Origin of the sequence: Spongiibacter sp. UBA1325, assembly GCF_002306875.1 — a bacterium.
Lineage (GTDB): Bacteria > Pseudomonadota > Gammaproteobacteria > Pseudomonadales > Spongiibacteraceae > Spongiibacter > Spongiibacter marinus.
Genome location: NZ_DBTD01000010.1, coordinates 59,021 through 83,244, shown reverse-complemented (window position 1 = coordinate 83,244; position 24,224 = coordinate 59,021). Strand labels below are relative to the sequence as shown.

At 55.2% G+C, this 24,224-nt stretch carries 21 protein-coding genes; 16 read left to right on the top strand and 5 right to left on the bottom strand.

Annotated features, from left to right (window positions below; genetic code table 11):
- Positions 1-67 precede the first annotated feature (67 nt).
- Positions 68-862 carry a 23S rRNA pseudouridine(2605) synthase RluB gene (gene rluB / locus B3K78_RS12360; RefSeq protein ID WP_286695702.1) on the top strand — a complete coding sequence of 265 codons (795 nt, stop codon included), beginning with the start codon at positions 68-70 and terminating at the stop codon, positions 860-862.
- A gap of 93 nt (positions 863-955) precedes the next feature.
- On the opposite strand, the gene rmf is transcribed toward rluB, so the two are convergent.
- Positions 956-1,159 carry a ribosome modulation factor gene (rmf, locus tag B3K78_RS12355; protein ID WP_027873880.1) on the bottom strand — a complete coding sequence of 68 codons (204 nt, stop codon included), beginning with the start codon at positions 1,157-1,159 and terminating at the stop codon, positions 956-958.
- 235 nt (positions 1,160-1,394) lie between these two features.
- Here rmf and rlmKL point away from each other — a divergent pair, with 235 nt between their 5' ends.
- Positions 1,395-3,575, top strand: coding sequence for a bifunctional 23S rRNA (guanine(2069)-N(7))-methyltransferase RlmK/23S rRNA (guanine(2445)-N(2))-methyltransferase RlmL (gene rlmKL, locus B3K78_RS12350; protein WP_286695701.1), 2,181 nt, complete (start codon positions 1,395-1,397; stop codon positions 3,573-3,575).
- A gap of 6 nt (positions 3,576-3,581) precedes the next feature.
- On the opposite strand, the gene B3K78_RS12345 is transcribed toward rlmKL, so the two are convergent.
- The 3 genes from B3K78_RS12345 to B3K78_RS12335 form a co-directional block, all read right to left on the bottom strand.
- A complete protein-coding gene (locus B3K78_RS12345; protein ID WP_286695700.1) occupies positions 3,582-4,112 on the bottom strand; it encodes an acyloxyacyl hydrolase in 531 nt (176 codons plus the stop codon).
- A gap of 157 nt (positions 4,113-4,269) precedes the next feature.
- A complete protein-coding gene (locus B3K78_RS12340) occupies positions 4,270-4,476 on the bottom strand; it encodes a cold-shock protein (protein WP_022957413.1) in 207 nt (68 codons plus the stop codon).
- Positions 4,477-4,679: 203 nt separating this feature from the next.
- On the bottom strand, positions 4,680-6,812 hold the full coding sequence (locus B3K78_RS12335; protein ID WP_286695699.1) for a YgiQ family radical SAM protein: 2,133 nt from the start codon (positions 6,810-6,812) through the stop codon (positions 4,680-4,682).
- A gap of 167 nt (positions 6,813-6,979) precedes the next feature.
- On the opposite strand from B3K78_RS12335, the gene B3K78_RS12330 reads away from it, so the two are divergent.
- From B3K78_RS12330 to phoU, 10 genes are all read left to right on the top strand, one after another.
- Positions 6,980-7,456, top strand: coding sequence for an NfeD family protein (locus B3K78_RS12330; protein ID WP_027873877.1), 477 nt, complete (start codon positions 6,980-6,982; stop codon positions 7,454-7,456).
- 45 nt (positions 7,457-7,501) lie between these two features.
- Positions 7,502-8,350, top strand: coding sequence for an SPFH domain-containing protein (locus tag B3K78_RS12325; protein ID WP_027873876.1), 849 nt, complete (start codon positions 7,502-7,504; stop codon positions 8,348-8,350).
- Positions 8,351-8,380: 30 nt separating this feature from the next.
- Positions 8,381-9,235: a formyltetrahydrofolate deformylase gene (purU, locus tag B3K78_RS12320; RefSeq protein WP_286695698.1), complete on the top strand. Its 855-nt coding sequence runs from the start codon at positions 8,381-8,383 to the stop codon at positions 9,233-9,235.
- A 105-nt stretch (positions 9,236-9,340) separates the two neighbouring features.
- Entirely contained in the window at positions 9,341-10,048 is a 708-nt protein-coding gene (gene phoB, locus B3K78_RS12315; RefSeq protein WP_027873874.1) for a phosphate regulon transcriptional regulator PhoB, read from the top strand.
- A gap of 9 nt (positions 10,049-10,057) precedes the next feature.
- On the top strand, positions 10,058-11,353 hold the full coding sequence (gene phoR / locus B3K78_RS12310; protein WP_027873873.1) for a phosphate regulon sensor histidine kinase PhoR: 1,296 nt from the start codon (positions 10,058-10,060) through the stop codon (positions 11,351-11,353).
- 80 nt (positions 11,354-11,433) lie between these two features.
- Positions 11,434-12,402, top strand: a complete 969-nt coding sequence (locus B3K78_RS12305) for a PstS family phosphate ABC transporter substrate-binding protein (RefSeq protein WP_027873872.1) — start codon at positions 11,434-11,436, stop codon at positions 12,400-12,402.
- Between the two features lie 194 nt (positions 12,403-12,596).
- Positions 12,597-14,753 (top strand): ABC transporter permease subunit, encoded by a 2,157-nt coding sequence (locus tag B3K78_RS12300; RefSeq protein ID WP_286695697.1) that lies wholly within the window; start codon positions 12,597-12,599, stop codon positions 14,751-14,753.
- Between the two features lie 17 nt (positions 14,754-14,770).
- The gene (gene pstA, locus B3K78_RS12295) at positions 14,771-16,471 is read left to right on the top strand and encodes a phosphate ABC transporter permease PstA (RefSeq protein WP_286695696.1); all 1,701 of its coding nucleotides are present in this window, start codon (positions 14,771-14,773) and stop codon (positions 16,469-16,471) included.
- 68 nt (positions 16,472-16,539) lie between these two features.
- Positions 16,540-17,340 carry a phosphate ABC transporter ATP-binding protein PstB gene (pstB, locus tag B3K78_RS12290; protein WP_286696193.1) on the top strand — a complete coding sequence of 267 codons (801 nt, stop codon included), beginning with the start codon at positions 16,540-16,542 and terminating at the stop codon, positions 17,338-17,340.
- A 37-nt stretch (positions 17,341-17,377) separates the two neighbouring features.
- Entirely contained in the window at positions 17,378-18,100 is a 723-nt protein-coding gene (gene phoU, locus B3K78_RS12285) for a phosphate signaling complex protein PhoU (protein ID WP_286695695.1), read from the top strand.
- Positions 18,101-18,180: 80 nt separating this feature from the next.
- Here the strand turns inward: phoU and B3K78_RS12280 are convergent, their stop codons facing one another.
- Complete coding sequence (locus tag B3K78_RS12280; protein ID WP_286695694.1) at positions 18,181-19,689, bottom strand: AbgT family transporter; 1,509 nt, start codon at positions 19,687-19,689, stop codon at positions 18,181-18,183.
- Positions 19,690-19,834: 145 nt separating this feature from the next.
- Here B3K78_RS12280 and B3K78_RS12275 point away from each other — a divergent pair, with 145 nt between their 5' ends.
- The 4 genes from B3K78_RS12275 (at position 19,835) to B3K78_RS12260 (ending at position 24,218) form a co-directional block, all read left to right on the top strand.
- A complete protein-coding gene (locus B3K78_RS12275) occupies positions 19,835-21,094 on the top strand; it encodes an MFS transporter (RefSeq protein WP_286695693.1) in 1,260 nt (419 codons plus the stop codon).
- Positions 21,095-21,423: 329 nt separating this feature from the next.
- Positions 21,424-23,193 (top strand): type IV pilus assembly protein FimV, encoded by a 1,770-nt coding sequence (locus B3K78_RS12270; protein WP_204996378.1) that lies wholly within the window; start codon positions 21,424-21,426, stop codon positions 23,191-23,193.
- A gap of 11 nt (positions 23,194-23,204) precedes the next feature.
- On the top strand, positions 23,205-23,876 hold the full coding sequence (locus tag B3K78_RS12265; RefSeq protein ID WP_286695692.1) for a TIGR01621 family pseudouridine synthase: 672 nt from the start codon (positions 23,205-23,207) through the stop codon (positions 23,874-23,876).
- 27 nt (positions 23,877-23,903) lie between these two features.
- On the top strand, positions 23,904-24,218 hold the full coding sequence (locus tag B3K78_RS12260; RefSeq protein WP_204996380.1) for a DUF2288 domain-containing protein: 315 nt from the start codon (positions 23,904-23,906) through the stop codon (positions 24,216-24,218).
- Positions 24,219-24,224 lie beyond the last annotated feature (6 nt).

The window sequence follows — 24,224 nt, the reverse complement described above, 5'->3', positions numbered from 1 at the left end:
AAGCCGAAGCCGAAGCCGAAGCCAAACTCGTCGATGAGGACGACACAATGACAGAGATAAAGCACTGATGAGTGCCGAAGACGAAAAGTTACAAAAGGTGCTTGCTCGTGCAGGCTTGGGTTCACGCCGCGAAATGGAGCGCGCGATCAGCGATGGTCGGGTGCAAGTGAATGGCGAGCTCGCGACACTGGGCGATCGCGTAGATAAAACCGCCCGCATCGTGTTCGATGGGCGCCCGCTCAAATCAGATACGGGTAGTAAGCGGCCGCGTGTGCTGCTGTACAACAAGCCCGAAGGGGAAATTTGTAGCCGCAAAGACCCGGAGGGGCGGCGCTCAGTGTTTGATCGGTTGCCGCGATTATCCGGCGAGCGCTGGATCTGCGTAGGGCGGCTTGATTACAACACCACCGGTTTATTGCTGTTCACCACCGATGGTGATCTCGCCAATAAACTCATGCACCCCTCGACAACCATAGAGCGAGAGTACCTGTGCCGCGTTATGGGCAATGCCAGTGAGCATAACCTGCAGGCCTTAGTAGATGGCGTGCAGCTGGATGACGGCGTTGCCCGGTTCACCGATATCGTAGACGGTGGTGGCGAGGGCATTAACCACTGGTACTACGTGGTTATCATGGAGGGGCGCAATCGCGAAGTGCGGCGTTTATGGGAGTCGCAGGGGTTGCAGGTCAATCGCCTGAAGCGTGTGCGCTATGGCAATGTTTTCATCCCCTCAAAAGTGAAAGTGGGTATGTGGACGGAGCTCCCCGAGCGCGAAGTCGATGATGTGTATGTGATGGCGGGATTGACGCCGCCGGAGCAAAGCCCCGCGGAGATCAAGCCGGGAAGGCGCAGCCGTCGCTAGTTAGCAAGCAAAAAAAGCCCGCTCAAGGCGGGCTTTTATCTAGGACTCAACAGCCAGCACGCTGGCCATTGCTATGGGGCTAGTGACACGGAATTAGTGAAACGCTTGCTTTTGGAGTGCGGTGGCGGTGTCGATACCGTCCCAGTGGTCGACGCGGCCTTCGCGCCATCCAGAGATCCATTCCTGCTTGAGTTGTTGCTGAGTGTGAGGGCAATTTTCTTTGTTTTTTCCGGCGATTCCTGCCTGATAACCACGTTGGTAGGCGCGCTCAGTCATGTCGCGTTTCTGTCTTCTCATAGGGCATAAGCCTCCATTGTTCAACGTGTACTCACTACGCCCAGAGCGGGGCATAGCTAACCAAAGTTGGCGCAGTGTGCGTCAACCGAATTACCATGTAACCAAACTTTCATAAATCTCGCGAAGATCGATTTCGCATAAGGCTAGGGCGTTTTATAGAGTTCATGTATAAAGTCGCTAAGCTATTGAGAAGCAATATGAATTACCTGAATCACAATGTCCCGGGTGGGTGTTTATGAGTCAAATGCAGTCACTAATCCTCAGTTGCCCGAAGGGGCTCGAAGGTTTACTGGGAGATGAAGCCGAACGCCTGGGAGCACAGAAGCGGGGCGAAACGGTCGGGGCGGTGACGGTCGACGCGAGGCCCGATGCGATCTACCGGCTATGCCTGTGGTCGCGTCTTGCCAATAGAGTGCTTTTGCCACTGGCCGAGTTCCCTGGTGACAGCGCCCAGCAATTATACGATGGCCTGCATGCCATCGACTGGCCTGCACATATGCGTGAGGGAAGCAGCCTTCTCGTAGACTTTGCCGGGCGCAGCCGCGAGATCCGCAACAGTCACTTCGGCGCACTGCGTTGCAAGGATGCCATCGTTGATCGCTTTATTGAGGCCGGGCAAGAGCGGCCAAATATCGCCAAATCGCAACCTGATATTCGTGTTCATGTGCGGTTGCGCAAGGGTAAGATACTCGTTGCTATCGACTTGTCGGGTGATAGCCTGCACCGGCGTGGCTACCGGCAAAGTGGCGCGCTGGCGCCATTGAAAGAAAATTTAGCGGCTGCGTTGTTGCTGCGGGCAGACTGGCCGGGGGTTGCCAGCCGCGGTGGTGGCTTGATCGACCCCATGTGCGGCAGCGGTACACTGTTGATCGAAGCGGCGATGATGGCAATGAATATTGCGCCTGGGCTGCAGCGCAAGCACTGGGGGTTTGCAGCCTGGTCTGGGCATCAGCAGACCTTGTGGCGGCAACTTCACGATGAAGCAATGGACTTGCAGCGACAGGCTCACCGCCGAAACTGGCCGCAAATTTGGGGCTACGATGCGAACGGTAAAGTCATTGCGCAAGCGCAGGACAATATCCGGCGTGCGGGCCTTGCTCAATTCGTGAAGGTGGCGCGCGGCGAGTTGTCTGAGCTGTCACCACCCCGTAACGACGCCTTGCCTGGACTGCTGATTTGTAACCCCCCGTATGGCGAGCGCCTTGGTGAAGAAGCGGAGTTGCTGCACTTGTACAGGCGCTTGGGGCAAAGCCTTCGCGAGGACTTTCAAGGTTGGCAGGCGGGGGTGTTTACCGGTAACCCGGACCTCGGGAAGCGAATGGGCATTCGCGCTTGCAAGCAATATCAACTTTTCAACGGCACCATACCGAGCAAGCTGCTGTTGTTTGAGGTTGAACAACGATATTTCGTAACCGAGCGCAAACCTGAGCAGCAACAGGCAGCGGTTACACCAGCGCTGAGTGCCGGAGCACAAATGTTCGCCAATCGTTTGCGAAAAAACCTAAAGCGCCTGGATAAGTGGCGTCGCCGCAACGAGATAAGCTGCTTTCGTGTTTACGATGCGGATATGCCTGAATATGCCGTGGCTGTGGATTGCTACGGTGACGCCGTGCATGTCAGCGAATATGCCGCACCGTCATCGGTCAATGACGACGATGCCCGTCGCCGTCTGGGTGAGGTAATGCAGGCTTGTGCTGAGGTGTTTTCACTGCCGGTAACAGATATTGCGCTAAAGGAGCGACGGCGCCAGCGCGGTAAGTCTCAGTACGAACGCCAAGCCCCACAGGGCAAGGTGCTAGAAGTGCGCGAAGGCCAGGCCACGGTACTGGTGAATCTATACGACTACCTCGATACCGGGTTGTTTCTCGATCACCGCCCCGTGCGTTTGGACATTGCCGAGCGAGCGCGTGGTAAGCGGTTTCTGAATCTCTTCTGTTATACCGCCGTTGCCTCAGTGCACGCGGGGCTGGGGGGCGCGCGCCACACAACGTCGGTTGATATGTCGCACACGTACCTGAAATGGGCGCGACAGAACCTGTCACTCAATGGCTTGAGCGAGGCGCGCCACCGCACCGAGCAGGGGGATGCTAGACAGTGGTTGGCAGATTGTGAGGAGGAGTTTGATCTGATTCTTCTCGATCCACCGACCTTCTCTAATTCAAAGAGAATGGACGATGTGCTGGACACCCAGCGCGATCACGCCGAATTGATTGGCCAGGCGATGCGCTGTTTGGCCAAAGATGGCTTGTTGATCTTTTCTACCAATAAGCGCGACTTCATACTGGATGAGGCGCTGGCTGAGCGTTTTGAAATTGCGGACCGCTGTGCTTGGTCGCTAGACGAGGATTTTAAGCGGCGCAGTAAGCCCATACATTATTGCTGGTATATTACTCACCGCCGGGGCGCGTCTGCCTGACCTTACTTAAAACCGACGACCGAGACGAATGCCGTAGGTGTCTAACCCGCGGTTGTTATCGTCGTTGAGGATGCCACCGTTGGAAATGTGGTCTAAGTAAAGGCCAAAACTGTACAGCGGGTTAATTTGGTAACCGAGGTTAAATTCGGTGTGAAACAGCACTCGAGAGCCCATTTCACGGCGCTCGGCTGACTTTTTCTCAAGGTCACCATCGTGAACAGCAAGCCCAAAGCCCAGCTCAAAATAGACTGGCGATTCACCGAAGTTCCATTTGGGATTGAGTCCACTGTAGAGATAGCTGGTGCCATCGGCTGTGTTAATAACGGCGCCGCCGTGAGCAAATAAGCCGCCCCAATTGTATTGTTTTAAGTGGTGGTAGTACGCCAGCGTGACGTCGGGGCCGTCTTCCGTTTCACTGGCAATGGGGCCTTTATTGTGGGCCAGTACACCAAAACGCCATTCGTGTTCACCGGCCTGGATGAAGGGGCTGACCATTAGGCCAAGAGCCAGTGCTGTAGCTTTTATTGCGGCTTTCATGCGGGGTCCTTTTTGTTGTTTGCGCTGATTAAAGCGTATATCCCTGTAGAAGTGAAAAATATTTCGGTGATGTTTTACGCAGTGCGAATAGGTCGTGATGAAAACGCAGACACAAAAAAGGCGGCTTTCGCCGCCTTCTTGTCACCGCGCTCTATGCTTAGATAACGGTTACGTTCGCCGCCTGAGGGCCTTTTTGACCGCTCTGCACGTCAAACTCAACAGCTTGACCTTCTGCCAGCGTTTTGAAGCCAGAGCCAGAGATGGCGCTGAAGTGAACAAAAACGTCTGGGCCGGAATCCTGCTCAATGAAACCAAAGCCTTTAGTCTCGTTGAACCATTTTACTTTACCAGTGCTTCTGGACATGTCTTAAAACCTCGTTGTCTATAAGTTTGCCTTGTATGGCTTGAGCTGAGATAGGCAGGGTAGTTATGAAACAGAACGAGGTACTAAAAACGACTTCGTGGTGCTTTTACATAAAACCAAGCTGCATCTATAGCCAGCAAGCTCATTATATACACAGTCTGAATAGGTATAGAAAGCCTTTTGCCAGCCATAAAATGAATTTTTTATGTCGTTTTTCTAGGGGGAAGTCCCGTGTGCTGCGTTAGCATGCGGCCGCGCTTCGGGTTTTTACTTTTCCAGTTTGCCGGTTGGCGCGGCGGCACGAGATGCTTTTTGCCATAGCCAATCAAATCCTTGCGTCCCATTTTCAGCAGCGATTCGCGCAGCGCAGGCCAGCCTTCAGGGTCGTGGTAACGCAGGTAGGCTTTATGTAAACGTCGCTGTTTCAACCCCTTAGCACTGAATACATTTTCACTGCGACGGCTTACCTTGCGTAACGGGTTTTTACCCGAGTAATACATTGCCGTCGCATTGGCCATTGGAGAGGGGTAGAAGGCCTGCACCTGGTCGGCGCGAAAGCCGTTGCTCTTCAGCCACAGCGCCAGGTTCATCATGTCTTCATCGCGGGTGCCTGGGTGCGCCGCAATAAAGTAGGGAATGAGGTACTGTTCTTTGCCCGCTTGCTTGGAGTATTTGTCGAACATGGCTTTGAAGCGGTCGTAGCTGCCCATGCCCGGTTTCATCATTTTGCTCAGTGGTGAGTCTTCTGAGTGCTCGGGTGCGATTTTTAAATAGCCACCAACGTGGTGGGAGACCAGTTCTTTGACGTACTCGGGTGTTTCCACGGCCAAGTCATAGCGCAGGCCGGAGGCGATAAGGACTTTTTTAACACCTTTCAGGTTGCGAACTTCACGGTACAGCTCGATAAGCGGTGTTTGGTCAGTGTTTAAGTTTTTGCAAATCCCGGGATAGACGCAGGATAGGCGACGACAGCTTTTTTCAATCGCTTCGCTTTTGCAGGTCAGTTGCCACATATTGGCGGTGGGGCCGCCGAGGTCCGACACAACACCGGTGAAGCCCGGCGTTTTGTCGCGAATTTTTTCCACTTCTCTGACAATCGAGTCTTTTGAGCGGCTCTGAATAATCCGCCCTTCGTGTTCGGTGATAGAACAGAAACTGCAGCCGCCAAAACAGCCGCGCATGATATTCACCGAGTTGCGAATCATTTCATACGCGGGAATACGCGCCGCGCCGTACCTGGGGTGAGGGCGGCGTTGGTAGGGCAACTCAAAGACCCAGTCGAGCTCTTCTGTCGTGAGTGGAATGGGTGGCGGGTTGAGCCAAATTTCCTTGTCGCCATGGCGCTGAACCAGCGCGCGTGCGTTGCCTGGATTGGTTTCCAGGTGAAGCACCCTCGCCGCGTGGGCGTAACTGACGGGGTCTTTTTTTACCGTTTCATAAGCGGGTAGGCGAATAACTGTTCGCTCTGCCGGTGCGTCGCTTTTACGGGCCTGCCTGGGGTCGATAATAGTGATGGTCTGTGCAGCGTCCGGCTCTCTTGCTGCCTTTGCCTGTTCGGTTTTGCAACTGGGGTCAGCGCTGGTGTCCACATAGGGGCTAGTGATCGGATCCACCTTACCGGGTCGGTCAATATCGCTGGAGTCCACAACCGTCCAGCCGTTGGGTACTGCGTCGCGAATAAATGCGGTGCCGCGAAGGTCGCGGATTTGCTCCACCGGCTCGCCGCGAGACAGCCGGTGTGCGAGGTCGACAATGGCGCGTTCGGCATTGCCATACAGCAGAATATCCGCGCGCGAGTCCATAAGAATTGAGCGGCGGACTTTATCGCTCCAGTAATCGTAGTGCGCGATGCGCCGCAGGCTCGCTTCGATGGAGCCGATAACAATGGGGCAGTCTTTATAGGCTTCGCGGCAGCGCTGGGCATAGACGATAACCGCGCGATCGGGGCGCTTGCCACCGACGTTATCCGGTGAGTAGGCATCGTCGTGACGCAGTCGGCGGTCTGCTGTGTAGCGATTAATCATCGAGTCCATGTTTCCGGCGGCGACGCCGAAAAACAGGTTAGGTTTGCCCAGCGCGGTGAAGGGCTCTGCTGACTGCCAGTCCGGCTGGGAAATAATGCCAACGCGAAAGCCCTGCGCTTCCAATACGCGCCCGATAACGGCCATGCCAAAGCTAGGGTGATCCACATAGGCATCGCCGGTGACAATAATGATGTCGCAGCTGTCCCAACCCAAGGCGTCCATTTCCTCGCGGCTGGTTGGCAAGTATGGTGCGGTGCCGAAGCACTCCGCCCAGTAGGGGTGGTGGCTAAAAATGGCCGGTGGTAAAGACATGGCGTAGCTACTCTCGAATGATCGGCCATTGTACCGGAAATCCCAGCTGTTTGCTGTGGGGGTGCAGCCCCAATCAAGTGTGAATTTGCAGCTTTGGCGCTTGCTATTAAGTGAGATCGTGGCTAAATAATGCCTCTCACTTATCGCGTGGCAGCAGGAGCGCACAAATGGATTGGCTGAATAGCTCGATAGAGTACTGGCACTGGATGGTTTTGGGGCTTTTACTGGTTGCCAGCGAGGTCTTTGTTCCCAGCTTTGTCATGCTTTGGTTCGGTGCCAGCGCCATTGCGGTGGGGCTGATCACCGCCGTTGTGGATTTGCCCTTTAGTGTTCAAGTGTTGATCTGGGCGGGGCTGTCGGCGGTCGACTTGTTTCTCTGGTTTAAATTTGTGCATCCGCGTATGAAAGATAAAAGTTTATCGGGCATGTCGCGCGAGCAGGTTGTGGGTCAGGAGGGTATGGTTACGCGCGTTGGGGACCACCGCGAGGGGCAGGTGCGCTTCAGTATACCGGTGCTGGGTAATGACGAATGGAGTTACATTTGTCGCGAGCCCTTGATCGTTGGAGACCGGGTCATTGTTGAAGATATCTCAGGTAATTCATTGATAGTACGCCGCCAACGCGGCGCCAAAGCTGCCGAATAATACCGTTACTGGCGGGCTCATTTCACGAGGTTTTAGGGGAAGAATATGGATGGTTTAGCAATTACAGGGGCGTTGTTTGTATTGGTCGTCGTCACGCTGTCGATGGGGGTGAAGACCGTTCCCCAAGGCTATAAACACATTGTGCAACGCCTTGGTAAATACCACGGCACCTTGAACCCCGGTCTGAACTTTATTATTCCCTATGTTGATCAAGTGGCCTACCGCTTAACAACCAAGGACATTGTGTTGGATATCCCCTCCCAGGAGGTTATCACTGAAGACAATGCGGTGATTATCGCCAACGCGGTGGCCTATATAAATATCGTCTCTCCTGAGAAAGCTGTTTACGGTGTTGAGAATTACACCATTGCCATCCAAAACCTGGTACAGACCGCACTGCGTTCAATTGTAGGCGAGATGTCGTTGGACTCGGCCCTGTCGTCGCGGGAGCAAATCAAGGCCAAGCTCAAGGCGGGGATTTCAGACGATATTTCCGACTGGGGTATCACACTGAAAACGGTGGAGATCCAAGACATTAATCCATCTCCCACTATGCAAAGTGCCATGGAAGAACAGGCCGCGGCAGAGCGTCAACGTCGCGCGGCGGTGACCAAGGCCGAAGGTGAGAAGCAGGCTGCGATCCTCGAAGCTGAGGGGCGTCTGGAAGCATCGCGTCGCGACGCCCAGGCGGAAGTGGTGTTGGCTAAGGCCAGCGGTGCAGCGATTGAGTTGGTTTCGGAGGCGGTTAAAGGTGATGAATTGCCCGTGCTGTATCTGCTGGGTGAGAAATACGCTGACTCGCTGCGTGAGCTGTCGGCGTCCGACAATGCCAAGACCGTTGTGCTTCCCGCAGACCTGCCTCAGGCGGTGCGGGCGATACTGAACAAGGGCTAAGATTTTTTTTGCAAGGATGTTTTTGTAGAGATGGAACATACCTACCGTTTGATCACCAGTTGTCCGGACCGCGTTGGCATCGTTGCCAAAGTGAGCCAATTTGTCGCCGATCAAGGGGGCTGGCTAACCGAGGCCAATCATCACGCCGATGCCGACAGCAATTGGTTTTTCATGCGCAACGAGATTAAAGCCGACTCACTGAGTATCGGTGCTGAGGCAGTGCGCGAGGCATTTACGCCCTTAGCGCAGGAATATGACATGGAGTGGGAGCTGGTCGACTCAGCGCGGCGGCGCAAGGTGGTGATTCTGGCAAGCCATGCCTCACACTGTATTGCAGATTTATTGCACCGCTGGCATAGCGGCGAGCTGTACTGTGATATTCCCTGTGTGATCTCAAATCACGAGAACTTGCGCAGCATGGTCGAGTGGCATGGAATTCCGTTTGAGTATGTGCCGGTCGACCCTCAAAACAAGGCACCGGCCCACGCCCGTATTCAAGAGCTAACGGAGAGCTATGCCGCTGATTGTGTCGTGCTGGCGCGCTATATGCAGATTATTCCTCCGGAATTTTGCCGTGCGTACAGCGGCAGAATGATCAATATTCACCACAGCTTTTTGCCTTCTTTCATTGGCGCGAACCCCTACCAGAAGGCCTATGATCGCGGCGTAAAATTGATCGGCGCCACCAGCCACTACGTCACTGAGCAGCTGGATGAGGGCCCGATTATCGAGCAGGACGTCATTCGAGTGTCGCATCGCCATAGCAAGGATGACCTGGTGCGTCTGGGTAAGGATGTCGAAAAGAGCGTACTGGCCCGCGCGCTTCGCAATCACCTTGAGGACAGGGTGTTAGTGCACGGTAATAAAACTGTCGTTTTCGACTAAGCTTGGGGGCAACAGCTGGCGCCTTGATCGAGTCGTTGTCATATAATTGTCATTAAAGGCCGTTTTAATGCAGGCTCAAGCATCCACAGGCTACAAGGGAAGAGCATGAGCACAAAGACCATCCTCATCGTCGATGACGAAGCCGCCATTCGCGAGATGATCCGCGTAGGGCTAGAGCTTGCCGGTTACGACTGCATCGAAGCGAGCAATGCGCAGGAAGCGCACGGAATTATTGTTGATCAGCGCCCGGATCTGGTACTGCTGGACTGGATGATGCCAGTCACCAGCGGTATTGAGCTGCTGCGCCGCTTGCGCCGGGAAGATTTAACCCGGGATATGCTGGTCATCATGCTCACCGCTAAAGACGATGAAGACAACCGTGTTCAGGGCCTGGATGTCGGTGCTGACGACTACATTACCAAGCCGTTTTCTTCCCGAGAGCTAATGGCGCGCATTAAGGCGGTGTTGCGCCGCGGCAGCTCGCCGGAGCAGGAAGAGACCATTGAGGTGGATGGCCTCAAACTCGACCCCGCCAGTCACCGCGTGTTTGCCAATGGTGAGCCTTTGGATATGGGGCCCACCGAGTTTAAATTACTGAAATTTTTCATGACCCACCAAGAGCGTGCCTATAGCCGTGGTCAACTGCTTGACCAGGTATGGGGCACCAATGTCTATGTTGAAGAGCGCACGGTAGATGTTCATATTCGCCGGCTTCGCAAAGCGCTGCTGACCGACGAGCGAGACTTCGGGCAGCTGATTCAAACCGTTCGCGGTACTGGCTACCGTTTTTCCGCAACGGGGGTGAGCGCCTAGCGCTGCTCTATGCGGTATTACGGCTGGAAGACGGAGCTTGTTCGCGTAGTGCTGCCATTGGCAGCGGCGGCAGTGTTTGCAACAGCGTTCGACCTTGGAGTGTGGCCCGTTTTTATCGTTGCAGCGGTGATATGCACCTGGCTGCTATGGCAACTTCAACGACTGAGCGACTGGTTATATAGAGGCTTGGGTACCGAGCCGCCAGAGGCAATTGGCATGTGGGGTCAAATTTTCGACACGATTTACGATATGCAGAAGCATGCGTCGGGAGATCGTGATCAGTTACAAGCAATTATTGATTACTTACATTCATCGTTTGCATCGATGTCAGATGCCGTGGTGATGCTGGATCGTCACGGCAACATCGAATGGTGCAACGATGCGGCGATGGATCTACTTGGGCTGCGCCGGGATGAAGATGTCGGCTTGCAGTTGCTGAATTTAGTGCGCAACCCGAATTTTGTTGCCTACTACGAAGCTGAAAAATACGCCATGCCCTTTGAAATGGCGTCGCCGGTAAACAGCGAGATACAGCTCAGTTTAAGCATCAGCTTTTTCGCGGAGGGTAATCGTTTACTGTTTGCCCGCGATGTCACGCGAACCCACCGTCTCGAAAAAATGCGCAAAGATTTTGTCGCGAATGTGTCACACGAATTGCGCACGCCACTGACGGTGATCAATGGTTATCTGGAGACGTTTTCTGAGCACGGTGGCGACAACCCGCGCTGGGATCGCGCCATCGATCAAATGCTGCGGCAGTCTCGCCGCATGCACCACCTCATTCAAGATTTAATGCTCTTATCGCGACTGGAATCCGTCCCTCAAGCCAGCGAGCATGAAGTGATACGTATCCGCCCGCTGATGGAAATGGTGCGCGAAGAAGCCCTCGCGGCCGCCAAGGGCAATCGCCAGATCGACATCGAATGTGACGATGCCATTGCGCTCAAAGGGCAGGCGACGGAAATACGCAGCGCGCTGTCTAACTTGGCGGTAAACGCCGCGCGCTACACCGCCGAGGATGACCGAATTGTGCTGCGTTGGTACCAGGATGACAGCCACGGTGTGTTGGAAGTGCAGGACAGCGGGATTGGTATCGAGCCGCAATACATTCCCCGTCTAACCGAGCGCTTCTACCGGGTTGATCAAAGTCGCTCCCTCGATACCGGCGGTACAGGCTTGGGTTTGGCGATCGTGAAACATGTTTTGTTGCGCCACCGGGCCGAGATGAAAATCTCCAGCCAGCCGGGGCATGGCAGTACGTTCAGTTGTTTATTTCCACGTTCATTAATCACTCGGGTAAACTGATTTCTCATTGTAATAAATCCGTCATCTAGCGCCGCTAAAATGACAGCCGTGTTACCAATTTTATTGATCGGGAGATACCTGTGAAACTGAAGCAATGTCTGATGGCGGCCGCATTTGGCCTTTCCTCTATGTGGGTGGCGGCAGCCACTGAAGTTGATCCGGCGCTGCCTGTGTACGAAAAGGCGGCGGGTGTATCGGGCACTTTTTCCAGCGTTGGCTCAGATACCCTGGCAAACCTGATGACGCTTTGGAGCGAAGACTTCAAACGCGCTTACCCAAACGTTAACGTCCAGATTCAAGCAGCCGGTTCCTCTACGGCGCCCCCGGCGTTGACAGAAGGCACTTCAAACATGGGGCCAATGAGCCGCAAGATGAAGGACAAAGAGATCGAGGCCTTCGAAGCGAAATATGGCTACAAACCCGTTGCGGTTCCGGTGGCTATTGACGCCCTGGCGGTGTTTGTCCACAAGGACAACCCCATTGAAGGGATGACCATCGCCGAAGTCGATGCGGTTTTCTCAAGCACTCGCAAGTGTGGCCACCCGGAAAATATCCAGCGCTGGGGTCAGCTCGGCATGGATGGATCGTGGTCAGCGCGCGATATTCAAATGTTCGGTCGCAACTCGGTATCGGGCACCTACGGCTACTTTAAAGGCAAGGCACTGTGTAAAGGCGACTTTAAAAATGGTGTAAATGAGCAGCCAGGCTCGGCATCAGTGGTTCAGTCTGTGTCTACCTCTATTAACGGCATCGGTTATTCTGGCATCGGCTACCAGACCTCAAGCGTTCGCGCTATTCCACTGTCCAAGAATGAGAAGGGCAGTTTTGTTGACGCCACGCCGGAAAATGCGATCAATGGTAGTTACCCGCTGTCACGCTTCCTCTACGTTTACATGAATAAAGCACCCAATAAGCCGTTTACGCCGCTAGAGCGCGAATTCGTTAAGCTGGTGCTGTCAAAGCAGGGGCAGGAAATCGTTGCCAAAGATGGCTACATCCCGCTGCCAGCAAGCGTTGTAGAGAAAATTCGCAAAAAGCTAGAGCTGTAAAAATGCCGACATGATGTCGCTGTAAAATGTGCTGCAAACGTGAGTTTGTGGCACATTTTTTATCTGTAACAAAACTGAAACATTATCGTCATAAAATCCCCGCCAGTTCCTCAAAGAGCCCGAGACTTATGAAGCAATCAGAGGTGCGCGCAACTGCATCGGCCCAACGCAGATGGCGCCAAGTCAAAGATGGCATGACCACAGCAACTATCACCGGCGGTGGTGTTGGGGTATTGCTGTCCATTCTGCTGATCTTTTTCTATCTGCTGTATGAAATTCTGCCGCTGTTTAATTCGGCTGGCATCGAGTCAGAGGAACAGTTCCAATTGCCAGTGGCCGCCGCGCCATTGTATCTGGCAATGGAAGAACAGGCCGAGGTGGGTTTTCGCCTTGCCGAAAACGGGGATGCCGTATTTTTTAATACCGAGAATGGTCAACAGGTTCTCAAGCGGTCGCTGCCAACGACTGCAGCGATTAGCAGCTTCGCACTGGAGTCAGAAGAAACCCGCGTATTCGCGGTGGGTATGGAAGACGGTCGAGCTCTGCTGGCCAAACATGACTATCGCGTGAGCTACCCTGAGGATCAACGCCTGATTACGCCGTCTCTGCGCTTTCCCTATGGCGAAGCTGGCATGGAAATTAGCGACGCGGCCCTGAGTCGACTGGCCGTGCGCGACAGTGAGGAAGCCCTGGTGGTGGTCGCCGTGAGTGACGGCCATTTGGTCGGACGCCGCTGGACTAAAGAAGAAGACTTCCTCAGTGAAGAAATCACCCTGGTCGAAGAAAACCTGGCATTGCCAACGCTGGATATCTCCGCCGACTATCTATTGATCGGGCCTCGCCAGCAGTGGCTGTACGTGTTGAGCCAGCAAGGTGGCTACCGGTTGATTAGCCTGCGCAGCCTGGAGATCGTTGATCGCGGCGAAGTGACCGATGGCGCGGCACTGAGTGATGTACGCTTTTTGTTAGGCGGTATTTCTTTGCTCACCGCCGACGAGGATGGCAGCGTGTCCCAGTGGTTCGTGGTTCGCAATGCTCAGCAGGGCGGGCAATACGGTTTGCAGTTTGTGCGCCAGTTTACGGCAGGTGGCCCCTCCGCGATGCTGCTGACCGAACACCGCCGCAAAGGCTTTGTCAGCATTACCGATGACGGCCACCTCGATATCTTCTACAGCACGTCGCAACGCCGTTTGCTGAGTGAAGAGCTGGAATTAAAAAATGTGCTTGGCATGGCAATTTCGCCGCGGGCGGATCGCCTCCTTGTCGAGTTGCAGGGAGGGGAGATCCGTAGCTTCGCCGTGGAAAATGAGCACCCCGAGGTCTCTTGGTCTGTGCTGTGGAGCAAGGTGTGGTACGAAAGCTACCCTGAGCCCGATTATGTTTGGCAGTCCTCGGCGGCAGACAATGATTTTGAGCCGAAGTACAGCTTTGCACCGTTGGCTTTCGGCACCCTGAAAGCCGCTTTTTATGCCATGTTAATTGCGGCGCCATTGGCGATTTGTGGTGCGATTTACACCGCGTATTTCATGGCGCCCTCGCTGCGCCGCAAGGTTAAACCACTCATCGAGTTAATGGAGGCCTTGCCTACCGTTATTCTCGGTTTCTTGGCCGGCCTGTGGCTGGCACCCTTTATCGAGCGCAATTTGCCCGCGGTATTCAGTATCTTTATTGCGCTGCCAGTGGGTATTCTCATTTTCGCTTGGCTGTGGTCGCGACTACCCGTGAGCGTGAGTCGCCGCGTTCCCGAAGGCTGGCATCCCTTGCTGTTGGTTCCCGTTGTAATTGGTCTGGTAATCGTATGCGTTGAGCTGAGCGCACCAATGGAGAGGGCATTCTTTGCGGGCGATATGCGCGCCTGGTTGACCAATGATCTGGGCATATCCTTCGACCAGCGCAATGCTCTGGTGGTGGGTGTGGCAATGGGTTTTGCCGTTATCCCCACGATCTTTTCCATCGCTGAAGATGCCATTTTCTCGGTGCCCAAGCACCTTAGTTACGGATCACTGGCGCTCGGTGCAACGCCTTGGCAAAGCCTGGTTGGTGTGGTTATGCCCACCGCCAGCCCGGGTATCTTCTCAGCCCTGATGATCGGCATGGGTCGCGCGGTCGGCGAGACAATGATCGTTCTGATGGCCACTGGTAATACCCCAATTATGGACGCCAATATCTTCGAGGGTATGCGGACGCTGGCGGCAAATATCGCGGTAGAAATTGGTGAAACGGAAGTCGACAGCAGTCACTACCGGGTGTTGTTCTTGGCGGCCTTTGTACTATTTATGTTTACGTTTGTTGTTAACACTGTTGCGGAGACGGTCAGACAGCGTCTGCGTCAGCGCTACGGCAACCTCTGATTGATTCGGGATACATCATGTATTTACAGGATAAAGAAAAGCAGGGGCTGACGGCCTGGTTCAAGGGCGGCGAACCCTTGATTTGGATGAACGCCGCTGCGGTGACCGTCAGCACACTGGCCGTTATCGGTTTGTTAATACTGTTGGCAGTGCGTGGTTTCAGCCACTTTTGGCCCGCCGATGTTTTTGTCGCAGAGTATCAGTTGCCGGATGCAACCCCAGCGGTGGTGATGGCTGAGCGGGTTGAAAGTGAGGATGTGGCGATCGAGCAGCTGCTCAGCGCTGGCTTTACACTCGATACCGACGAGCCGTTTATCCAGCGAGAGCTGGTGAAAGTCGGCAACCGCGATGTCAGCGGTGCGGATTTTAAATGGGTGTTAAGTCGCTACCTGCAGAACACGTATTACCCAGAACAAGCGATTGTTCTCGAACGCCGTGAGTGGGGCAACTTTTACGGCTTTTTGCGCGGTTTGAAGCGCGATGGCCAGGCGATCGCCGCCGCCGATGACGAAGCACTGTGGCAGGCGTTTCAGCAGAGTATCGAACGTGCTGAAACCATTCACCATGATATCGAGCGCGTTGAAAAGAAAGAGATTGGCGCGATCAACTACCGCTTGGAAAAACTGCGTCTGCGCCAGCGCGGCTTGGAACTCGATGAAGCCTTGCCCGCCGCTGAGCGCGCCCAAAAGCAGCTGGAAATAGACAGCGAACGCGCTGAGCTGGATGCCGCCTATGCGGTATTGCAAAAAGAGCTGAATGCACTGTATGCCGAGTGGAACCGAGACAGTTTTATTGTCGAGACCGCGCAGGGCCAGCAGCGCGAGCAACGCGTGTCGACGGTGGTCCACGCCTACAAGCCCAATACCATGAACTTTGCCAACAAGGTCGGTTTTTACTTCGGCAAGTTTGCGGAGTTTCTCACCGATGAGCCCCGCGAAGCGAATACCGAGGGTGGCATCTTCCCCGCGATCTTCGGCACAGTGATCATGGTGCTGATTATGTCAGTACTGGTAACGCCCTTCGGTGTGATCGCGGCGGTGTATCTGCGCGAATACGCCAAGCAGGGGCTGATGACGCGAATCGTGCGCATCGCGGTGAATAACCTGGCGGGTGTGCCCTCGATTGTATACGGGGTGTTCGGGCTCGGCTTCTTTATCTATTTTGTTGGGGCAGAAATCGACCAGGCCTTATTCCCCGAAGCACTGCCGTCGCCAACTTTTGGTACGCCGGGGCTTCTGTGGGCGTCTGTGACGCTGGCGCTGCTGACGCTGCCGGTGGTTATTGTGGCAACCGAAGAGGGCTTGGCGCGTATTCCCCGCAATCTGCGAGAGGGCAGTCTGGCCCTGGGTGCTACGAAGGCAGAGACCCTGTGGCGGGTGGTGTTGCCCATGACCAGCCCGGCGATGATGACTGGCCTGATTCTGGCTGTTGCTCGTGCCGCCGGGGAGGTTGCGCCGTTGATGCTCGTCGGGGTGGTCAAGTTGGCACCGTCGCTACCGGTGGATGGCAACTTCCCATACTTCCACCTCGATCAGAAGTTTATGCACTTGGGCTTCCACATCTATGATGTTGGTTTTCAAAGCCCGAATGTCGAAGCAGCGCGGCCACTGGTGTACGCTACGGCATTGCTGTTGGTGATTATCATTGCGCTGCTGAACCTCAGTGCCGTGGCACTGCGGAATCATCTGCGCGAAAAATACAAATCTCTGGAAATGTAATTGGCACAGCCATGACGGTAAAATTTATGGATACCAACAAAACTGCTACAGCTGGTCACGCAATCGATATGGAATCGCTCGGCCGGGTACGCAATGAAGCCTCTATTACCGACGAGGACATTACTCTGAATGTCGACGGTTTGGATCTGTACTACGGCGACAAACAAGCGTTGTTTGACGTCAATATGGAGATTCCTCGTCAAAAGGTCACGGCGTTTATCGGCCCCAGCGGTTGCGGTAAGTCGACCCTTCTGCGCTGCTTCAATCGCATGAACGACCTGGTCGATACTTGCCGGGTTGAGGGTGCCATTCGCCTGGACGGCAATGATATCTACGACCGCAGTGTCGATGTGGCAACGCTGCGTCGCCGCGTGGGAATGGTATTTCAAAAGCCGAATCCCTTTCCCAAGTCGATCTATGAGAATGTCGCTTACGGGCTGCGTATTCAGGGTGTGAATAAAAAGCGGGTGCTGGATGAAGTGGTCGAGCGCTCGTTGCGCGGTGCCGCCCTATGGGACGAAGTGAAAGACCGTCTGCACGATAACGCGCTAGGCATGTCTGGCGGCCAGCAGCAGCGTTTGGTCATTGCGCGCACTATTGCGGTTGAGCCGGAAGTCCTGCTGCTGGATGAGCCAGCATCGGCGTTGGATCCCATATCAACGCTCAAGATCGAAGAACTGATCAATGAGCTGAAAGACAAGTACACGATTGTCATTGTTACGCATAATATGCAGCAGGCAGCGCGAGTCTCTGACTACACTGCATTTATGTATATGGGCAAACTGATCGAGTTTGATAATACGGATACCTTGTTTACCAATCCGACCAATAAACAAACTGAAGATTACATAACAGGTCGTTACGGCTAAGGCTAGGCCATTAGCCCGGCGCCAATAGGATGCGGGAATGAAAGATAAAGACTTACACGCTCACCATATCTCTCAGCAGTTCAACTCTGAGCTGGACGATATTAAAACCCGTATGCTGGAAATGGGTGGGGTCGTTGAGAAACAGGTTGCCGATGCGACCACCGCGTTTATGAGTCAGGACAGTGGTCTGGCTGATGAAGTGAAGCGTGGCGACCGTATCGTCAATGCGCTGGAGGTATCCATCGACGAGGAGTGCACCATTATCCTGGCGCGCCGCCAGCCCGCGGCGACCGACCTCCGCCTGGTGTTGTCGATCAGCCGAATCATCAGTGATCTGGAACGTATGGGCGATGAGGCCACAAAAGTTGCCGAAGCCGCAATTAAGCTCGGTGAACTGGGTGGCCTGCCGCGCAGCGTGTTAGAGATTCGCCACATTGGTGACCATGTCTTGAGCATGGTGCGCAACGCGCTGGACGCGTTTGCCCGTGTAGACAGTGATATGGCCCTGGATGTGGCGGAAGAAGATCACTCCGTCGATATGGAATACGGCACCGCTATGCGCAGCTTGGTGACCTATATGATGGAAGATCCGCGCACCATTTCTTCGGTGCTGCAAGTACTGTGGGCACTGCGTTCCCTGGAGCGCATTGGCGACCACGCGCGCAACATTGCCGAGCACGTTATTTATTTGGCCAAGGGCGCGGATGTTCGCCACGTAAATATCGATGAGATGAGCGCGGCTGTCCAAGACAAGAATTAAGTCTTAAAGTCGGGAATTCAAAGCCGCCCCAGCTTGGCTGAGGGCGGCTTTTTTGTGGCCCTTTTTTATTTCGGTCCTTTTTATTTCGGCCCTAGTGGAATCCCCAATCCGACCCAGGCCGCCAGTAATACGGACCAGCTCACGATAAAGCACAGGGAGTAGGGCAGCATCAATGCCAACAGCGTGCCCATACCGGCTTTGCTATCGTGGCGCTGCATAAAGGCCACCACAACGCCAAAATATGGCATTAACGGCGTGATGATGTTGGTGCTGGAGTCGCCAATTCGGTAAGCCATTTGCACGGCCTCGGGCGCCACATCGAGCATCGCCAACATGGGGACGAATATCGGCGCCATCAATGCCCATTTTGCCGACGCGCTGCCGATCAATAAGTTGATGGCCGCGCTGCACAGCACAAAGCTAATCAGCAGGCTGGTAGTGGAAAGCTCGAGCCCGGCAAGCCATCGTGCGCCTTTAATTGCTGTTAATGCGCCAATGCCCGTCCAGGAAAAATAATTGACAAACTGGGCGGCAAAGAACATTAGCACCAGATAGCCGGCCAGGGTGCTCATGCCTGATTCCATGGCGTCTACCCAGTCTTTGCTGCGCGTAAAGCGGCCACTGCTGTAGCCGAAAATAATCCCGGCGAGTGCGCCATATGCAGCAATAAACACCACAATTCCCTGCAGCAGAGGCAGGGCCGCCATACCGCTGGGGTCAGGGTTGCGCAATGGCCCCTGTGGGTGGACGACCGCCGCGATGAGCGCCGCGACATAAAGTACGCTAAAAAGCAGCACGCGGCGCAGCGCTTTTGTCTCGCTGGCCGAGGCTTCCGGGGGCGTGCTTGTGCTCTCTGTCTGCCCAGGGCGCTGCAGTCGAGGCTCTACCAAGGTTTCCGTCACCCATGCGCCGACGAGGGTAATAAGCAGGGTAGAAAAGGTGATGAAATAATAATTTGCGCTGACGCTCACCGAGGCCTGCGGGTCAATCAGCTGTAGTGACTCGGTGGAGATCCCCGCCAAAATTGCATCGACCGGGCCGAGGAGAATGTTTGCGCTAAACCCGCCAGATACCCCGGCGAAGGCGGCGGCAATGCCCGCTAGCGGCGAGCGTCCGGCGGCGCGAAAAACGATCGCCGCCAATGGGATTAAAACAACATAGCCTGAGTCAAAACCAATACTGGATAATACACCGGTGAATACAATCACCGCACTCAATGCCTTTGGTGGCGCCCGTCGTGCGAATTGTGTCAACACATGGCCGAGCAAGCCGGAGTGTTCCGCGACGGCAATACCCATAATCGCGACGATCACAGAGCCGACAGGTGCGAAGCTCACAAAGTTACCCACCGCATTGTGTAGCATCCACAGCAGTCCGTCGCGGGACAGCAACGAGCGCGTGTAAAGCCATTCGCCACTGCTGGGGTTCTGAACATTAGCGCCTGTTGCCGTGAGCCATGCCGACAGCAAAACGACTATTGCGCAGAAGTAAATGAACAGCACGACCGGGTGTGGCAGGCGATTGCCGGTGCGTTCAATTCGGTCCAGCCAACGCTGGCTCAATGGTACGTCTTGCTGAACCTTTAACATGTTTCCCGCTTGGTTTGTGTTGGCAAAAGGAGTGGCTGTGTAAAATGCATGCTCCGCGAACGGACGATAGCCAGCCGCTATCAGGCTGTATCAAAGTGTGCCAGATGGCGTGGCAGATAAAAACCGATGGCAAGAGGATAGCTGAGTGACGGAAACAGGCAGTGCACCGAGGTCTGACTGGCGGGCGATGATTTCGCTTTACGCCGCCATGATGGCGGTGGGGATGGGCCAGAGCGTGGTGTTTGCGGTGCTGCCAATGTTGGGGCGTGAGCTGGCCCTGCATGAAATGCTCTGGCAACTCCCCTTTACCGAACTAACGATTGCGCCTAAGGAAATGGCAATCACCTCGTTGTCGGCGCTTACCGCGCTCGTTTTTTTCATGACCTCTCCCTATTGGGGAAGAAAGAGCGATGTATGGGGGCGAAAGCCGATCATTATTATCGGCCTGTTCGGCTACACCATTGGTACCATGCTGTTCAACGCGGTCGCGTGGATGGGACTTGTTAGCATACTCGGTGGCGGCCTCCTTTACGTGCTGCTGATGGTCAGCCGCGGCATTCACGCCGCTTTGATGTCGGCGACCCACCCGGCATCGGCTGCCTATATGGTCGATGTCACCGATATTTCCCGGCGCGCGCAGGGGATGGCGAAATTGCAGGCCTTCAATCAACTGGGGGTAATGCTGGGGCCCGCGCTGGCGTGGTTTGTCGCCTTCAGTTATTTAACGCCGCTATATTTACAAGCGGCGCTGGCTGCATTGGTTGCGATTTTGGTCTGGCGTTATTTACCCGCCATTCCAGCGCATAGCAGCGGCGGCAAGCGGCCGAAGCGAATGGCGTATTTCGACCCCAGGTACCGCCTGTTTATCTTCATCGGTTTTGCGCTTTACAGCCTGCTGGGCATGGTTCAGCAGACGCTGGGGTTTTATTTTCAGGATTTACTGTCACTCGACGGTGTGGCGGCGGCACAGTGGTTTTCCGCTGCGATGATCGTGTCATCAGGTGCCATGCTGTTCGCGCAATTTGTGGTGGTGCAGCGCTACAACGGGTCGCCAATGAACCTGTTGTTTATGGGGCTGCCGTTCAGTTGCGCCGGGTATTTGCTATTAGCATTGTCAGACACGCTGCCGATGTTGTTGTCGGCGATGGGCTTGTTCGGCTTTGGTATGGGCTTGACCGGCCCAGCCTACGGTGCCAGTGCCAGCTTGGTTGTCGAGCCCCATGAGCAGGGCGGTTTAGCTGGACTGCTTGGCTCGGTGGCGGGACTTGGGTTTGTCGCCGGGCCGCTCGTGGGGGGCTTCTTATACCGAATCGCGCCGAGCTACCCGTACTTTTGCGCGGCCGCCGTGATGGCGTTGATCATTGTGGTAATGGTGTCACGTCGCCGCCAGATCGCCAAAGGTTGATCAAAAACTACGCGCGCGACGGCAGCGTTGATGAGACACCGCTCAGCGGAGAATTGAACAGCCTTATCCACAAGCTTATTCACTGTATCTGGGGAAAACTTGTTGTGGATAAGCGGTGATCCTAGCGCAGTCACGTGACAGTGCTGTGACGCTGACGCTTTTCTTTCACGGTATGTCGCCGGCTTTCATTTTGCTTGCCAGCAGTCTGTTATTCCGCGTCGCTTAGGCCACTAACCCGCGTTTGCCGCGCGACTTTTACTCAAAATGTTGTAAGCTGTAGGGTATTGATAAATGTGAAGTGACTCACAACAATAAATGAGAATGCGGCAATGAAGAAACTGCGAGCCCCTGCTTTTATTCCACTGCTACTAGCGGTCGCCGTCAGCCCCGATGCGACAGCCATGGGTTTAGGTCGTGCGGAGCTGGATTCGGTGTTAGGCAAGCCATTGGCCGCACGTGTCGTCATCAGTGGTGCCGAGGGCTTGGATCCCGAACAAATTCTGATTGATGTGAAGCCGGTGTGGGATGCGCAGAGCGATAGTGCGATGGGCGGGCTCGATACCCGAACCCTGACGGTACGCAGCGAATTAAGTCCCTCTGGCAGTGGCGTAATTTATTTACGTAGCACTACGCCAATTGTTGAACCCTTTTTGAATTTCGTTTTATCGGTGCGCTGGCCGACCGGTACGATTGAGCGCGAATACACATTGCTGCTCGACTTGCCTGCGCAGGCACCGGCGTTGGCAAGTGCGGCCCAAGCGGGCGCAGCGAGCACTCGGCTGGCATCGGGAAAACCAGCGCAGAGTAATCGCCCCGCGAAATCGTCACCGGCGAGGCCTATTAGCGCTGATGCATCGACGTATACCACCGTGCGCGGGGACAGCCTTTGGCGAGTGGCGTCGCGCATTCGGCGTGCCCGAGGCGGTGAGCAACTGCCCCTGATGGAGGCGGTCTATCGCCTTAACCCCCAGGCCTTTGTGCGCGGCGAAAAGGACATGCTAAAGGAATCTGTCTCGCTAAATGTTGAGGCGGCAGCACTTGCCGAGGTGTTGTTGCCGGGCGGGGGGCCTGGCGGTTCGGGCAAACAAATATCGCGGGCGCCTAATGGCACGGTAAATAATGAAGTGGAAACGGCGCCAGAAGCGACGACAGAACGTGTCGTTTTAAGCTCCAACGCCGCTCCGTCGATGACCGAAGAGCAGCGGTTGACGGCTTCGTTGGCGGCGGTGACCGAGGAAGTGTCAGCTGTACGCGCCAATATTGAGGCAATGAATAGCCGCTTGCAGACGCTACAGACGCGCCTGCTGAGCTTGCAGGATGAATATACTGCGCTGAAGGGCCAGACCGCAGCGATCCAGACTGGTGAAAGCGCGCCGGTGCCGGAGGTGAGTGTCGCGGAGCCTTTGGCTGAGGCATCTCAGGCAGAGGAGCAAGCCGTATCAAGCACATTTGTACGTGGTGCTGATGTGGCGTCGGCTTCGCCGTCTGAGGTGATTCAAGCTGGCGTTACGGCGACTGACACGGCGCCCATTGGCGAAACCACCGGGGCGCTGCCTGAAAATGCTGAGTGGCGCGGCAGTCCTTGGGCGTTATTGCTGCTGGGTGTTGCAGCGGTGGGCGGGCTATTGTTTTATCGGCGCCGTAAAGCCGCCGCAAAACGCCGCTTGCAAGCGTTTCATTATGCAGGCGCAGCCAAGGCTGCTCCGAAGGCGTCGGCCACACATTTTGAAGACGTTTTCGCAGAATTGGGTGATGCCCCTCAAGAACAGTCTGGCAGCGCAGATATTGCCGCAGTGACTGCTCGTGTGGTTGAGGAGGATAACTCGCCGCAGGCGGCCGCGGCGGCGTGCATTGAGTTGGGGGACTACCGCGGTGCTCAGCAGATCGTTGAACAGGCCCTGCGTGAGGACGAGTCTCTGGCCTTACAAATGCTACTGCTCGATCTATACGCGCGTCAGGGGCAGGCCACGGACTTTGAGGCACTGGCCTTACAGATGGAGTTTGCCGGCGTAGAGGAAGAATCCCTAAGAGAGATCGATATCCTGCGGCGTGAGCTCAATGGCGCGCAGCAACACCGCACTCAGCAGCAAGGGCAGTAGTCGATCCACCCGTGTATGAACTCGTGTATGAGCACAGTGATTTTTTTGTGCTCAATAAAACTGCCGGTGCTAATTTGCACCGCAACCATCACCCTGAAAGCCTGTTAGACCGCCTCAGCACTGAGCGAGGGGAAACCGGCTTGCACCTTGTCCATCGCCTTGACGATGCGACCTCGGGTTTACTGCTTATCGCCCGCAATGCTAAGGCCGCAGCCGAGCTGGGGCGCAGCTTTAGTGAGCGGCGTATCGATAAGTTTTATATCGCCATTGCACTCGGCAAGCCTCGAAAAAAACAGGGGGCAGTGGTGGGGGATATCATTAAAGCCCGCGGGGGGAGTTACCGGCTTAGCCGCAGTTGCAATAATCCCTCGCGGACCCGCTTTATCAGCACCAGTATTGCGCCGGGCAAGCGCTGCTATCTACTGAAACCTGCCACCGGTAAAACGCATCAATTGCGCGTGGTGATGGCCAGTCTGGGCGTGCCGATTCTCGGCGATGAGCGGTATGGTAAGTCGCCGGCGGATCGCTGTTACCTGCATGCCTGGGGGCTGCGTTTTGACTACCGAGGCGTGCCGATGTCATTCACTTGCGAGCCAAGCAGTGGTGAGGCCTTTGGCGATAGAGCTGTTGAGGCGGCGCTGGTAGAATGGTCGCCACCTTGGCAGCTCCCCTGGGGAGCCTAATACACCGACTTTGAGACCTACCTGTTCATGACTGACCCGCAAGAAAGTGACGAGCTGCTGACTAAGCTGAATCGCGAAACCGCCAAGATACCCTGGGAGGAATTGCAACGTTTCTACGCCCAGGGCGCCGTACTGGAGGTTTCACCCAAGCTCGATCTTGTTGCCGTGGCCGCAGGCATGGCAAACGACGATACCCAGACCATTAGCCCTTTGCTCACCTCCGGTCAGCTTGGCCGTGTCGACACCGAGTCGGCGCAGAAGTGGACGCAAGAGCAGGCATCATTATGGGCCGTGGTGGTCGCGCCTTGGGTGCTGGTGCAGACCCATCGCGATCTAGATTAAGGCGAT